Below are 15,380 nucleotides of genomic sequence, written 5' to 3'. Positions count from 1 at the left end.
GTTACAGGTAGTGACCAGGTCCCCAATTCCTGCTAGTCCGATAAAAGATTTGAGGCTTCCCCCAAGCGCATTTCCCAAATAAACCAATTCTACCATTCCCCTGGAAATCAAAAGGCCCTTGGCATTTTCACCCAATCCCAAACCGGCCAACGCCCCAGCAGCAATGGCAATGATGTTTTTCAAGACTCCGCTCAACTCAACCCCTACGATATCTGAATTGCCATAGACCTGAAACTTATCGGTTCGCAATAAGCGCTGACCTTCTAAGATGACTTCATTGTACTTACTGGCCACAACAGTTGCCGCAGGTTGCCCTGAATACAGTTCTTTGGCCAAATTAGGCCCAGCCAGACAGCCTACGCGTACCGCGACCGTTTCTTTGAGGATCACTTCACTCATAGTCAGGATATTTTCTCGCTTTATTTTCTTAACCTCTTCCAATGTTTTTCCATCTGGTAAGTTTAGGCATAATCCTTTGGTACCGTGAATGACCAGGTGATAAGGATAGAGGTAAGGTGAAAATGAGCGGATGACCTCTTGAAAAGCAGCGGAAGGTACCATGAAGAATATGGTATTACAGTTATTACAGAGAAATTCAGGATCCTGCGTGCCCTTAATGCCCGGATCAATAGCCACTCCATTGACCTGATGCATATGATTGATTTCATCCACTACCTCTGCTCTTCTTGCAAAGGCAATAACCTTGCTTTTTTCAGCTAATATATTGGCAATGGCAGTACCGAAACTACCCATACCTACTACACCTATTGATTTTTCTTTAGAAGAGCTTTTCAAGGTCATATCCTATCAATCTGTTGTGGTAAAAATGCAAAACCGATAAATCTTGGGTTTCTATATTCCCGTTATTGTTTTTGATCAATGGCCTTTTTGCATGATACATGCCCACGTTGTCAAGACCGTGGCTTATAATTTCATCGATATCCTGTCGCAAGTGGGGTGCCACCTGAAGCCTGCCCATCGCTTCCAGTTCAAAAATCTTTTTAAGGACCATTTCACAGGCTTCTTTGAATTCTACATAAACCAAGAAGATATCTTCTTCAGGTAATCGAAGAAGGTTGTAGAGGTCAAGTTTTCTGTTTTCCCTTTTGATCAGCTGGAATGCAGTAAATGCCACTAAATGGGAGCTGAATACCCTATTGTTAATATGGAACTCCTCTACAATTCTCCTTCCTAAATGATGTGTATATTCTTCTTCTCTTTGGGTATCTACAGTTACTTTGCCATTGGAAACAAAATAGTCTCTGGTATCTATTTTTCTGCCATTTCGATCAAAGCTGTTTCCTGCATTGTCCACATAATTACCCAAAACATCCATTGCTTTTCCGATAGACACAGAAATATCCGATCCTTTGGTAAAGAATTTGACAAGGAATTTTGAAATCTTGTAAGAGGTGGAAAACTCATCACGCTCTTTATAATAACGTTCCTGACCTGTAATGCTCAAGTGTTCCTGAATCAAACTTGGAGCTTCAAGAACAAAATGGTAATTGATCGTCACCGGCACAATGAAGACTTTACCACTTAATCCATTATCTCCCCGCTGATAATTACATCTTTGCGCTTCAACTGCTGTACTGAGCAAACCTAGCTTTAACTTCTTTTCAATCATCCCACTTCGGGAGCGGGTACCTCCTGGAAAAAAAAGACTATGTACTCCAAATTGGATGGCCTCAGAAGAATAGGTTTTTAAGGTCTCCAAGTAAAGCAGGTTCTTTTTCCTCCTATCTACCTTATAAGCACCTAAGGCATTCATGAAATAGGCGAAAATCCCAATATTGAACAGGTTAAGTCCTGCACCATATATAAAAGGAGGGAGTCCCAAAACGGATATGATCCAGCCGATAAGAATACTGTCCAAGTTGGAAAAATGGGTCGGGACCATCACAATGGTCCCTTTGGACGCCAGTTCCCTGATCTGGTCAGTTTCTCCTACGATTTGTATTTTATCTTGTAAAGTATATTGATTGCTGAAAAGGGATTTGATGCCTTTGACCCGTGCTGCATTCAAAAGTCTGGAAAACCCATAAGTAACAATCCTTCTGGTCACTTTATAATGGGTATGCACAAAATTACTTGCGATCTCTTCGGCATACCTCATGGAAATATCATCCAGAACCTCAAGGTATTTTTTCTTTTTCTGACTTTTATTCAGGTGGGGATCCGAACTTGTCTGCACCAGAACGTGCTTCACATTCCTCCAAAAATCTGATTCATCATCCGGATCTACGGCCCATGGATTCTGTTTGATTCTCAGCTTCTCCCGATAAAGCGTGGTTTCCAGTTCCTCTTTGAGAAGATCAAGGTTATTGCCGGTAATTTCAAGAACAGATTTCTTGCTGGCTTCAGCCACCCGCTTTACAAAATCCTTTCTGGTTTTGCTCAATTTGACAACCGGCCATTCATCCTTCTGAGGGAGAATAGGCTCATATTGATGCTTGATGTATCCTTCCGCCAAGTGTTTTCAGTTTTGACCTAAAAGCAAAGATAATAAAAATCGTGAGTGGACTGACTTTTTTCATTTTATTGCGCGAATCCAAAACGTTTGTATTCAAATAGGGGTTTCAAGTATAAATTAAATTGGTACAAGGGTTTTGTACAGCCCCGATTCCATTGTATTATTGTACCCTGATGCTTTTATGAAATCCGACCTCAAACAGATACAAGCTCCTATAGCCACCGAAATGGAGGTATTCGAGAAGAAGTTCAGAGACTTTATGAAAAGTAAAGTCAAGCTTCTCGATCATATCACCAATTATATCGTGCGGAGGAAAGGCAAACAGATGCGCCCTATGTTTGTGTTTTTGACAGCTGGCGTAAGTGGGGGGATCACCGAGGCTTCTTACAGGGGGGCCGCTCTTATCGAATTATTGCATACAGCTACTCTGGTCCATGATGACGTGGTAGATGATGCCAACTACAGAAGAGGATTTTTTTCTGTCAATGCGCTTTGGAAAAATAAAATTGCCGTTTTGGTTGGGGATTACCTCCTCTCCAGGGGCTTATTGCTCAGCGTGGACAATGGGGATTTTGATCTGCTTAAGATAGTATCCAATGCAGTAAGGGAGATGTCTGAAGGAGAGCTATTACAAATCGCCAAGGCAAGAAAACTCGACATTACAGAAGAGGTATATTATAAAATTATCCGTCAAAAAACAGCGAGTCTTATTGCTTCCTGCTGTGCGGTAGGTGCCGCAACCTCGGGGGCAGATGCAACATTGATTGATAAGATGAGGGATTTTGGTGAAAAGGTGGGGATGGCTTTTCAGATTAAAGATGATCTTTTCGATTATGGAGAAGATGAGATCGGCAAACCTGTTGGTATTGATATTAAAGAAAAAAAAATGACTTTACCATTAATATATGCCTTAAACAATGCCTCGTGGATGGAAAAGAAAAAAATCATTTACCTGATCCGAAATAAAAACGAAGATAAAAAAGCGGTAAACCAAGTAATTGAATTTGTCAAAAAATCCGGAGGACTCGGATATGCCACAGGGGTCATGAACAATTATTTTGAAGAAGCCATGGCCTTATTGGCAGACTTTCCTGATTCGGATTACAAAAACTCACTGGATGGACTAGTAAGGTATACCATTGAAAGAAAGAAATAACGAAGGAATTATAAGATAGAATTTCTTTCCTCCTTATCCTTCCAACAATTCATTGATCAAGTTTTCATGGCTTTCTACCCACTGTTGATAGTAATCTCCAGTTCCGGGCCCATTGAAGCCGGTATGTATTTTTACTACCTTCCCATTTCTGTCTAAGTATATCAATGTAGGGAAGGCAATAACCTGATTCAATGCAGGTAAGGCCTGAGATGCTTTTTCCTTATTGCTTTCCCCTGCGATAAGAAATGTATAATCTGCACCTAATCGCTCCTTGGTTTTTGCCACACGCTTACTGGCGTAATCAAAATCAGGCTTGCTTTCAAAGGCCAAGGCGATGATTTTAATTCCCCTTGATTGGTTGTTTTTATACCAATTTGCCAAAAACTTGGTTTCATCCATGCAATTAGGACACCAGCTGCCAAATAGCTGTACCAAAACCACTTTATTCTTATATGCCTCATCCTCTAACGATACCGGTTTACCTTCTAAGTCAGGGAAAGTGAATGTAAGTTTATCAAATCCTGGTTTTAAATAATTGAGCGAATAAGCATCGGGAAGTTCAAATGAATCGTCCCTTACCGCAGTAAAGCTTTCTGCATATCTGGGACCACTTCTAAATTTACCCTCAAGCTGTTCCCCATTGTTAAGTGATCCTTCAAAATAATAGACATGACTTCCATCAAAGGCACTGAGGTAAAATGTATTTCCCTCAACATTGCCATCCAAAAAACGATAATCCCCTAATTTGGTCAAGAAGGTACCCTTGATTTGCTTGCCTTCTTGTTCAAAAATACCAATCGCATCATAGTTATTCCCTTTTTCATCCTTGAAAACCGTCCTCCATTTCCCAGAAAAATCGGTTTGGGGATCTGCCTCAGTTGGGAATCGCTGCCCAGGGTTTGTTTTTGCTTCAAAAGGAATCCGATATCCAGTGACATTATTTTTCACAAATTCCCCACTAAGACTTCCATCCTTATTTACTTTTGCCCTGATTTCCGCATCGAAAACTCCCATGACAATTATGAGGGAGTCTTCTTTCAGATACACTTCATCATAATCTAAAACCTCTTCACCATTGATGATTTCTGCAGTCCATTTCTCACCAACCTGGTTTAGATTTAAGAAAAAAGGTACAATATGATCGCTGATATTCAGCACCGCGTGGTAATTACCATGCAGTTTAGATTCGTTTTTTTGTTTTTCATTGCACGAAAAAAGTCCTACTAGAAGCAATGAAAATAGAATTTTAAACAGATTTTTTTGTGTCATGATAAGCAGGTTCAGGTAAGAGAAGAGATTGCGGATAATTAAACTCTACAAATATGGTAGGGTAAAGGGAATTGACCATCAAATTGTTTAAAAATATTGAAAATTATTTTACCAGCGGTCTTTAAACAGACGTATACAAGACTTAAAGATGAAAATTATGGGAAATTCTCCCACTTTTATCCCTAATTTTGTCTTTTAGTGGGTTTGAATCTCTTCTAATCTCTTTTTTTATTTAAAAATCTATAAAATTCATCATTAAAAAGCTTTTTTGACTATTGTTTAATATTTTCCAACTTATTGGAAGTCAAGATAAATAATGGGTAATTTTTCAGAAAATTGTTGTGATAATTGAAACTTTTAGATAGTTTTAAAAAAAAGTGGAGAAAAGTGGGAGAAAGTGGTGGAATGTGTGAAAGCTTTTTTTACTTTTGTGTTTAAAGCAAGCTCAAGATAAGCCCATGGGAATGTTCAACAGTCGGTATGAATGTAAGGTCGATGCCAAAGGACGTCTGGCTTTGCCTGCCAAAATCAAGGCGGCAATTCCAGAGTCTAATGGTAGCGAACTCATTTTGCGACAGGGAGACGATGGCTGTCTTGCGTTGTACACCCAAATTGAGTTTAAGAAACTATTACATCAGATCAGTTCACTTTCTGACCGTGATCCGGTACAGAGGCTTATAAAGCGAAGTTTTTTTGAGAGCATGACTGAGGTGGAGTTGGACAATGCAGGCCGTTTTTTGATTCCCAAAACTTTTTCAATGTGGGCAGGTATCGACAAAGATGCAATTTTGATCGGAGTCGGTGGATTTATCGAAATATGGAGTCCTGAAAAATACCGTCAGAATATAGTCGCGGACCAGGCTGAACTTTCACAGTTGATGGATAAATACCTCTCTTAGCCATGACCGTTCAAAACTACCATATTCCCGTAATGCTTGGCCCCTGCATTGAGGCTTTGGCTATTGACCCAAATGGAATTTACGTTGACCTCACTTTTGGTGGTGGCGGGCATGCCAGAGAAATACTCAAGCATTTGCAAGGAGGTCACCTTTATGGTTTTGACCAAGACAGTGACGCTGAGGCCAACATCCCCGAAGATGCACACTTTACTTTCATTCAGGCCAATTTTAGAGATTTTAAAAAATACCTTAGGCTGTACAGTGTATCCAAAGTTGATGGGATCCTGGCTGATTTAGGGATTTCATCCCATCAGATTGATGAACCTCAGCGGGGTTTTTCGACCAGGTTTGAAGGAGAATTGGACATGCGAATGAGTCAATCGTCTTCACTTACGGCCAAAGAGATCCTGAATACTTATGAGGAGAGCAGTCTTCATAAGATCTTCGGAATATATGGAGAGGTAAAAAACGCCAAAACGCTTGCCCAGTCGGTGGTAGCCGAAAGGGCATTACAAGCTTTTACTACCACGGAGGGTTTCAAGCAATTTTTGAAGCGTTTCGCTCCTCGTGGAAAGGAGTTTAAATATTTTGCGCAGGTCTTTCAGGCGCTTCGCATTGAAGTAAATGATGAAATGGGTGCATTGGAAGAAATGTTGTTGCAGACGGTGGAGGTATTGAAACCTGAGGGAAGATTGGTCATCATGAGCTATCATTCTCTGGAGGACAGGCTGGTAAAAAACTTTATCAACAAGGGTAAATTCCAAGGAGAGGTTGAAAAGGATTTTTTCGGCAATCTGATCAGGCCACTGGAACCTGTAAGCCGGAAAGCCATTACTGCAGGTATCGAAGAAATTGAAAAGAATAGCCGTGCAAGGAGTGCAAAACTGAGGATTGCAAAAAAACTGTAAGGATGAAACAGAACACTTTTAGGAAGAAAGTCAAAAAGGGAGCCTCTCAAAAAAGCAGTGGAAAAAACCTCTTTACCATTATTGAGGAAAAGCTGGATGTAAAAGGCTTCTTAGGAGAAGGAATTCCTGTAAAGTTTGTACCGCCATTTTTGTACGTGGCCTTACTGGCTTTGGTGTATATCTGGAGTAATCACCGGGCAGAAAACCTGATCCGGAAAATAGAAGTAGTACAGCGTGAAGTGGAAGACCTTAGAGCAGATGTGACCACGCTGGAGGCAGAATATATGTTGAGCAGTAAACAGTCTGAGGTGGCCAGGAAAATTGCGCCATTTGGAATAGTAGAAATCAGTGAGCCACCAGTCAAAATCAAAGCTAAAAAGTGAATATCAAACGTTCCATAGTGTTGAGGGTCAGGATTGCTTTTATAGCGGTCGCCTTAATTGCAGGTGCAATCTTTTACAAGATTGTTCATTTGCAATTTGTGGAGGGGGAGAAATGGGCGGCAAAATCCGAATCGATGAATTTTCAGTTCAGACAAGTGAGTGCCACCCGGGGGAATATTTATGCAGCGGATGGAAGCCTATTGGCTACCAGTTTGCCATTTTACAGGGTAGTATTTGATCCCATGGTAGCCAAGGATGATATTTTCAGGACAGGTATTGATTCTTTATCCTTGTTGCTGTCATCTTATTACCGGGACAGATCCTCAGATTCTTATAAGCGGATGATTTCTGATGCAAGAAGTAATGGCAAGCGTTACCTCATACTTAATAGAAGACAGATTGGTTATCAGGACATGCAGAAAATGTCTCAATGGCCTATTTTCCGAAATGGTAGAATGGGAGGCGGGATTATTTTTGAAAAAGTAGAAAAGCGTTACCGCCCCTTTAATAACCTCGCCAGCAGAACGGTTGGATTTTTGAATGAAGATAAGTACGGGGTGGGCATAGAATACAGTTTCAATGACTATTTGGAAGGAAAAAATGGAAAGGCTTTGTTCCAACGTATTGCCGGTGGTTCATGGAAACCGGTTTTTGATGCTGCAGATGTCAAACCAGATGATGGATACGATGTGTTGACCACATTGGATGTCAATATCCAGGATGTTGCTGAGTCTGCTTTACTTAGGCAGTTGATGAATAAAGACGCTGAATTTGGAAGTGTCATTGTCATGGAAGTGGAAACAGGGCATATAAAGGCCATTGCCAATTTACAAAAGAACAGAAATGGAAGCTATGGTGAAAACTATAATTTCGCAATAGGAGATCAGGGTTTGACGGAGCCGGGTTCTACATTTAAGTTACTTAGCATGATGGCTTTGCTTGAAGAAGGTAAAGTCAGTCTCAGCGATAAGGTAGACACTGGGAATGGCACTTTTAGGTTTTATGATCGGATCATGCGGGATGTAAAACATGGGGGATACGGGGTCATAAGCGTAAAAGAGGCATTTGAAAAATCATCAAATGTAGGTATTTCTAAATTGGTAGATCAACATTTCGGTCCATACCCATCCAAGTTTGTGGCCTATGTAGAAAAAGCTGGTTTAGATCAGCCCATTGGGTTTCAATTGCGAGGGGAAGGTGCTCCATATTTCAAAAAACCCAGTGAAAAATATTGGTATGGAACCACTTTGCCTTGGATGTCTATTGGCTACGAAGCCAAATTGACACCAATGCATACCCTGATGTTATACAATGCCGTTGCCAATAATGGTAAGGTAGTCAAGCCTATGCTTGTGCAGGCCATCGCCAGGGGGAATACCATTGAGAAAAGGTATCAGACCGAGATAATTAGAAAGGCCATTGCCTCTGAAAAGACCATCAAAAACTTACAGGAACTCCTGGAAGGGGTAGTCGAAAACGGTACAGCCCGAAATATCTATACCGATGAGTACAGGATAGCAGGCAAGACCGGAACTGCTCAAAAACTGGTAGATGGAAGGTATACCCAGCGGTATTATACTTCCTTTGCAGGCTATTTTCCAGCGGATAAGCCAAAATACAGTGCCATTGTTGTGATAGACAGCCCTAAGGGCTTCAATGCATATGGAGGGGATGTTTCCGCTCCTGTATTCAAGGAAATTGCAGATAAGATCTATGCGCAGGATTTAAAGATCAATAGAAAAACAGCAGATGAAAATTACATCGCCCAAGCAGGGAATGAACTCCCTTACATTCAGGCTGGTAAAGTAGATGAACTGCAGATGATATGTAACCTTTTCGGGATTTCCAATCATTTCGATGGTCAAGGTGAAGGATGGGTCAAATCTGTAGCACAATCCAAATCAATACAATGGAAATCCACGCCAACTGAAGCGCCGACGGTACCTGATGTGAGCGGACTTCCCTTGAGAGATGCCCTATATGTATTGGAAAATAAAGGTTTAAGGGTGGTGTACCAAGGTAGAGGAAGAGTGAGAAACCAATCCATCAGCCCTGGGACACCTGTTCAACAAAATAATGTCATCAACCTGATTCTGGGATAAAATGAAGGCACTGAAAGATATACTGTATAAAGTCTCTTTGACCTCTACCATAGGAGATATGGAAGTGGAGGTAAAACAGCTTGCATTTGATAGCCGAATGGTGGAAAAGGGAGCTGCTTTTGTGGCCATCAAAGGCACGCAGACAGATGGACATGCGTATATTGATACCGCTCTGGAAAAAGGGGCTTCCTGTATTATCTGTGAGCAACTACCGGCTGTTTTAAACAAAGAAGTGGCCTATGTTGAGGTTGCAGATTCTTCCAGAGCTTTGGGTATAATGGCCTCAAATTTCTATGAAAATCCATCTGAGAAGTTAAAGTTGGTCGCGGTTACCGGCACCAATGGTAAGACCAGCACAGTCACCTTGCTGTATCAGCTTTTCAGAGAAATGGGCTATAATGTGGGACTTCTTTCCACAGTGGAGAATAAAATCAATGACAGGGTTGTACCTGCCACACATACGACACCGGATGCACTGGCTATTCAGGCATTGCTTCAGGAAATGTTAGATGAAGGTTGCACCCATTGCTTTATGGAAGCGTCCTCTCACGCCATCGTTCAGGAACGAATTGCCGGACTGTATCTAACAGGGGCGGTATTTACAAATATTAGCCACGATCATTTGGATTATCACGGCACCTTTGATGCCTATATAAAGGCCAAGAAAAAGCTTTTTGACGAATTGCCTAAAGATGCTTTTGCCCTCGTCAATGCGGATGATAAAAGGGGGATGGTGATGCTGCAGAATTGCCGTGCTGTACATCAAAGCTTCGGATTGAAATATCCGGCTGATTATAAAGCCAAAATACTTTCTAATACCATAGAAGGACTGGAACTGGATATCAATAACAGGCAGATCTGGTTCAGGATGATCGGTGAATTCAATGCTTATAACTTGATGGCTGTTTTTGGATCTGCGGTTTTATTGGGAGAAGATGAAGAAGAGGTCTTAATGCAGTTATCCAAGGTACCGGGAGCCCAGGGGCGTTTTGATAGGATTTCTATTCATGGAATCACGGCCATAGTAGATTATGCCCATACTCCTGACGCATTGGAAAATGTCCTGAAGACCATCAAAGGAGTCAGAACAGGAGGAGAACAGGTGATTACTGTTGTAGGCTGTGGCGGAAACCGCGATAGGACAAAGCGGCCTATCATGGCTAAGATTGCAACCCAATTCAGCGATAAGGTAATTTTAACCTCAGATAATCCAAGGGATGAAGAACCCACATCCATCATCAGAGAGATGGAGGCAGGTATCAATCCTGTGGATTTCAAAAAGACCATTGCCATAGAAGACCGTAGAGAAGCGATCAAGATGGCTGGAATGATGGCCAATAAAGGAGATATCATTCTGATCGCTGGTAAGGGACATGAAACCTATCAGGAAATCAAAGGGGTAAAGCATCCTTTTGATGATAGAAAGGTAGTAAAAGAGATGCTCAATTTGTTGAACAAAAGTTAACTATGTTATACCCGATTTTTGAATATCTGGACAGTGTTTTGGACATTCCGGGAACCGGAGTTTTCAAGTATATCTCCTTCAGGGCAGGTATGGCGGCATTGCTGTCTTTGATAATAACCATCACTTTTGGCAAAAACATCATCAATTGGATCAGGAAAAAGCAAATAGGAGAAACTGTAAGGGACTTAGGACTTACCGGACAGGTGGAGAAAAAAGGTACACCTACCATGGGCGGTCTTATGATGATAGCAGGGATTATCGTTCCCACTTTACTTTTTGCCAATGTCAATAATATTTACATTATCCTTTTGCTGATCACCACTGTTTGGTTGGGGGGAATAGGATTTGTGGATGATTATATTAAGGTCTTCAAAAAAAATAAAGAGGGACTGGCCGGTAGGTTTAAGATTATTGGGCAGATCACTGTAGGTATCATTGTAGGAGTTACCCTGTACTTTCATGAGGGGGTTGTGGTAAGGGAATTTACAAACCCGGTATCCATAGAAGAGGGCGTGGTGGAGACTCCGGCCTTCAGGGATGTGAAAGTAGCCAAGACCACGATTCCTTTCCTCAAAAACAATGAATTGAATTATGAGAATTTCTTAGGATTTCTTGGAGAAAGCATGACACCTGTGCTTTACATTTTGTTAGTGATTTTTATTATTACAGCCATATCAAATGGAGCGAATATAACAGACGGTATTGACGGACTGGCAGCAGGTACATCGGCCATTATAGGCCTGACCATTGCCATTTTTGCATACATTTCCGGTAATGCCATTTTTTCACAGTATTTAAATGTCTTTTTCATTCCAAACTCCGCTGAGCTCGTGATTTTTTGCTCGGCATTTGTGGGTGCTTGCATTGGCTTTCTATGGTACAATGCCTATCCGGCCCAGGTATTTATGGGAGATACCGGTAGTCTGATGCTTGGAGGTGTGATTGCAGTACTTTCCCTGGCTTTGAGAAAAGAACTTTTGTTGCCTGTTCTTTGCGGGATTTTTGTTATCGAAAATGTTTCTGTGATCATGCAGGTCAGCTATTTTAAATATACAAAAAGGAAATATGGAGAGGGCAGGAGGATATTTCTGATGTCTCCGCTTCACCACCATTACCAAAAGAAAAATATACATGAAGCCAAAATTTCCACCCGTTTCTGGATTGTGGGGATCCTTTTGGCAATTATCACTTTGGCGACATTGAAACTAAGATAAATGAAAAGGAAGATATCCATATTGGGAGCAGGAGAAAGCGGAATCGGCGCAGCATTGCTGGCCGTGAAGCTCGGCTATGCTGTATGGGTATCGGAGGCCGGCAGTATCAATCCTGCCAGAAAAGCCAAGCTGGAATCAGCTGCTATACCTTTCGAGGAAGGGGGACATGATATGGGGAGGATACTGGACGCAGAGGAATTGATAAAAAGTCCTGGAATTCCCCCCAAGGCCGAAGTGGTAAAAGCAGCCATGGATAAAGGCATACCTGTGATTGATGAATTGGAATTTGCCTACCGCTTTTCTAAGGGGAAGGTAATCGCGGTGACAGGAACCAATGGCAAGACTACTACTGCCATGCTTACTTACCACCTCTTGAAAAAGGGGGGACTTGATGTAGGTTTAGCAGGCAATGTAGGAAGGAGCTGGGCAGCCCAACTGGCAGATAAGGATCATGATTGGTGGGTGCTGGAAACCAGCAGTTTTCAGATTGATGGGTTCATCAATTTTAAGCCCTCTATCGCGATGTTGACCAATATCACTCCTGACCATCTGGACCGCTATGATTATCAATTGGACAATTACATTTCATCTAAAATGTCATTGTTCAAGAAAATGGATGCCAATCAGGCGGTTATTCTAAATGCAGATGATATCCTGAGTAAAAAAGGACTGCAAGCCAAGCCAGTAGCCGCTGCCAAATACCTGGTGTCGCTGCATACAAAACAGATCCATGGCGGATATTTTGATGGACAGAATTTGGCCATAAATGCCCATGATAAAAATATGGGCATTTCTAAGGATGAAATCATCCTTAAAGGGAAGCACAATATGCTGAATAGCATGATGGCGGGAATAGGGGCCATTTTGGCCGGTGTTGGGGAAAAAGCCATCCGCGAAGGCTTGCAGGATTTCAAAAATGCTGCCCATCGCATGGAACCCGTAACGTCTATTAATGGAGTTGTTTTTATAAATGACAGCAAAGGCACCAATGTAGATGCTACTGCCTTTGCCCTGGACAGCTTTCAGCAAGCAGTTATTTGGATTGCAGGGGGGGTTGACAAGGGCAATGATTACAGCGCATTGGATGCTTTGGTCAAAGACAAAGTAAAAATGCTGATCTGTTTGGGTCTGGATAATGAGAAATTGAAAAAAGCTTTTCAAGGAAAAATTGATCAGATCAAAGAGACCAAAGATATTGTCCAAGCAGTTACATGGGCACAGGAATTTGCCCAGGAAGGAGATTTGGTTCTGCTATCACCTGCTTGTGCCAGTTTTGATCTCTTCAGGAATTATGAGGAAAGAGGAGAGCAGTTTAAAGAAGCCGTATACCAATTAAAACTACAAAAGGCATGATGGCAAGATTCAAAGAATGGATTGACAGAAATTTAAAAGGAGATCCCATCATCTGGGGGATAGTAATTCTTTTATCTATCATCAGCATTCTTGTGGTGTATTCTGCAACGGGTTCACTGGCCTATAAATATACAGGCGGAAATACTGAAAAATACCTACTTGACCATTCCATGATGGTGGCGATGGGCCTTATTGTGATGTGGGTAGCCCACAAAATACCTTATAAATATTATGGACTGATAGGTAAATTCCTTCTGGCAGTTTCCATCCCTTTGTTGCTCATTACATATGCTTTTGGCTCTACTGTCAACGATGCCAACCGGTGGTTGACCATCCCTGGGATCAATAAAGCCTTTCAGCCATCTGATATTGCCAAACTTGCGCTTATCGCCACTTTAGCGAGTTTATTGGCCAAAAAGCAAAAGGATATAGGAGATTTTAAAAGAGCATTCCTTCCCATGATCCTGGTGATAGGTTTTATCACCATGCTGATAGGACTTGCCAATATGAGCACTGCTTTATTGTTGTTTGCCACCTGCTTGTTGCTGATGTTTATTGGCAGGGTACCGGCCAAATTTATTTTGGCGGTGGTTTTGGTCGGGGCAGTATTTCTATCGGCATCTGTCTTTTTAGGGCAGCGGGGAGGGACTTTCTTTTCAAGGATAGAAAAGTTCACATCCAATGAGGAGATTCCATTTCAGGCTGAACAGTCATTTATAGCGATTTCTACAGGTGGGGTGACAGGGAAGGGCCCCGGGAAATCAGAGCAAAGAAATACCCTTCCACACCCTTACTCGGATTTCATTTATGCCATAATTATTGAAGAATATGGATTGATAGGAGGTGCTACGGTATTGTTTCTTTATCTGGCGCTGCTTTACAGGGGGATGCGGATAGTTGCCACATCTACCAAGCCCTTTGGTGGGCTGCTATCAGCCGGACTAAGCTTTGCCTTGGTCCTTCAGGCGATGGTCAATATGGCTGTGGCGGTAGGTTTAGGCCCAATTACGGGATTACCCTTGCCCCTGCTGAGCATGGGAGGTACTTCTTTGGTATTTACAGGGTTTTCGGTGGGTATTATACTCAGCATATCAAGAGGGGATCACGCAGATTCCATAGAAGGTTCTACAGAAAAGAATAAGCCAAGGAAAGCATTTCAAACAGTTGTTTAAATGAAGGAAGCGCAACAGACATATAGCATCATAATAAGCGGAGGAGGGACAGGTGGCCACATCTATCCTGCCATTGCCATAGCCAATGCCTGGAAAGAAGCGCATCCAGAAGCAAAAATCCTGTTTGTCGGTGCAGATGGAAAAATGGAAATGAGCAAGGTGCCAGAAGCAGGATATGAGATAAAAGGGCTGCCTGTGGCAGGACTTCAAAGAAGTCTGAGTCTTTCTAATCTGAGTTTTCCCTTCAAACTGTTAAAGAGTCTTGGGATGGCCAAGGACATCCTGCAAGCATTTGCTCCCAAGGCTGTGGTAGGTGTTGGAGGATATGCCAGTGGACCGGTTTTGTATGCAGCGCAAAAAAGAGGAATTCCTACGCTGATACAGGAGCAGAATTCCTATGCGGGCCTGACCAATAAAATTTTGGCAAAAAAGGCAAAAAGTATATGTGTAGCCTATTTGGGGATGGATAAATTTTTCCCTAAAGAAAAGATCCAATACACGGGCAATCCGGTAAGAAAGGATATCCTTGACCTTTCCGGTAAAAAAGAAAAAGCATGGGCACATTTTGATCTCGATGCAGATCGGAAGACCATTTTGGTCTTGGGTGGAAGCCTGGGAGCCAGAACCATCAACAGGGCAGTTTTGGCAGACATGAAGGCCTTTGAAGATGAGGGGTATCAGTTGCTCTGGCAAAGCGGTAAATTTTATTATGAGGATATGGCTGAAAAGGTCAAGCTTTCGGCCCTGAAGCATATCCATGTCAGAGAATTTATCAAAGAGATGGATTTGGCTTATGCCGCTGCCGACCTGATAGTGTCCAGAGCGGGGGCCCTTTCTGTATCCGAGCTGAGTTTGGTGGGCAAACCGGTAATATTTATCCCATCTCCCAATGTGGCAGAAGACCATCAAAGCAAAAATGCCATGGCCTATGTGCAGAAGGAGGCAGCGATCCTGCTCAAGGATAGCGAAGCCATCGGAAAATT

The 15,380-nt window shown here is 42.1% G+C and carries 13 protein-coding genes; 10 read left to right on the top strand and 3 right to left on the bottom strand.

Going from position 1 to position 15,380, the window contains the following annotated elements; genetic code table 11:
• Both QZT73_RS11930 and QZT73_RS11925 read right to left on the bottom strand, forming a co-directional pair.
• On the bottom strand, nt 1-801 hold an 801-nt coding region (locus tag QZT73_RS11930), incomplete at its 3' end, for an NAD(P)-binding domain-containing protein (protein ID WP_291788344.1).
• Entirely contained in the window at nt 779-2,476 is a 1,698-nt protein-coding gene (locus QZT73_RS11925; protein ID WP_291788340.1) for a 1-acyl-sn-glycerol-3-phosphate acyltransferase, read from the bottom strand. The genes QZT73_RS11925 and QZT73_RS11930, both read right to left, overlap by 23 nt.
• 181 nt (nt 2,477-2,657) lie before the next feature.
• On the opposite strand from QZT73_RS11925, the gene QZT73_RS11920 reads away from it, so the two are divergent.
• Nucleotides 2,658-3,632, top strand: coding sequence for a polyprenyl synthetase family protein (locus QZT73_RS11920; RefSeq protein WP_291785188.1), 975 nt, complete (start codon nt 2,658-2,660; stop codon nt 3,630-3,632).
• A 33-nt stretch (nt 3,633-3,665) separates the two neighbouring features.
• Here QZT73_RS11920 and QZT73_RS11915 read toward each other — a convergent pair whose 3' ends face one another.
• Nucleotides 3,666-4,901, bottom strand: coding sequence for a TlpA disulfide reductase family protein (locus QZT73_RS11915; RefSeq protein ID WP_291788337.1), 1,236 nt, complete (start codon nt 4,899-4,901; stop codon nt 3,666-3,668).
• A gap of 458 nt (nt 4,902-5,359) precedes the next feature.
• Between QZT73_RS11915 and mraZ the strand changes: the two genes are divergently transcribed.
• The 9 genes from mraZ to murG all read left to right on the top strand — a co-directional run.
• Nucleotides 5,360-5,800, top strand: a complete 441-nt coding sequence (mraZ, locus tag QZT73_RS11910) for a division/cell wall cluster transcriptional repressor MraZ (RefSeq protein WP_291779316.1) — start codon at nt 5,360-5,362, stop codon at nt 5,798-5,800.
• Between the two features lie 2 nt (nt 5,801-5,802).
• Nucleotides 5,803-6,708, top strand: coding sequence for a 16S rRNA (cytosine(1402)-N(4))-methyltransferase RsmH (gene rsmH / locus QZT73_RS11905; protein ID WP_291779219.1), 906 nt, complete (start codon nt 5,803-5,805; stop codon nt 6,706-6,708).
• Between the two features lie 2 nt (nt 6,709-6,710).
• The gene (locus QZT73_RS11900) at nt 6,711-7,091 is read left to right on the top strand and encodes an FtsL-like putative cell division protein (RefSeq protein WP_291779221.1); all 381 of its coding nucleotides are present in this window, start codon (nt 6,711-6,713) and stop codon (nt 7,089-7,091) included.
• Nucleotides 7,088-9,193: a penicillin-binding protein gene (locus QZT73_RS11895; RefSeq protein WP_291779224.1), complete on the top strand. Its 2,106-nt coding sequence runs from the start codon at nt 7,088-7,090 to the stop codon at nt 9,191-9,193. Before QZT73_RS11900 ends, QZT73_RS11895 begins: the two co-directional genes overlap by 4 nt.
• A 1-nt stretch (nt 9,194) precedes the next feature.
• Nucleotides 9,195-10,658: a UDP-N-acetylmuramoyl-L-alanyl-D-glutamate--2,6-diaminopimelate ligase gene (locus tag QZT73_RS11890; RefSeq protein ID WP_291788335.1), complete on the top strand. Its 1,464-nt coding sequence runs from the start codon at nt 9,195-9,197 to the stop codon at nt 10,656-10,658.
• Between the two features lie 2 nt (nt 10,659-10,660).
• Nucleotides 10,661-11,872 carry a phospho-N-acetylmuramoyl-pentapeptide-transferase gene (gene mraY, locus QZT73_RS11885; protein ID WP_291779230.1) on the top strand — a complete coding sequence of 404 codons (1,212 nt, stop codon included), beginning with the start codon at nt 10,661-10,663 and terminating at the stop codon, nt 11,870-11,872.
• Nucleotides 11,873-13,225 carry a UDP-N-acetylmuramoyl-L-alanine--D-glutamate ligase gene (murD, locus tag QZT73_RS11880; protein ID WP_291788332.1) on the top strand — a complete coding sequence of 451 codons (1,353 nt, stop codon included), beginning with the start codon at nt 11,873-11,875 and terminating at the stop codon, nt 13,223-13,225. It begins immediately after the preceding gene.
• Nucleotides 13,225-14,397 (top strand): FtsW/RodA/SpoVE family cell cycle protein, encoded by a 1,173-nt coding sequence (locus QZT73_RS11875; RefSeq protein ID WP_291779319.1) that lies wholly within the window; start codon nt 13,225-13,227, stop codon nt 14,395-14,397. Before murD ends, QZT73_RS11875 begins: the two co-directional genes overlap by 1 nt.
• A partial coding sequence (murG, locus tag QZT73_RS11870) for an undecaprenyldiphospho-muramoylpentapeptide beta-N-acetylglucosaminyltransferase (protein WP_291788330.1) occupies nt 14,398-15,380 on the top strand: 983 nt, incomplete at its 3' end.

It is taken from the genome of Cecembia sp. (assembly GCF_007126775.1).
GTDB lineage: Bacteria > Bacteroidota > Bacteroidia > Cytophagales > Cyclobacteriaceae > Cecembia.
Note: the sequence above shows the minus strand (reverse complement) of the source record. Positions and strands in the feature narration are given on the sequence as shown.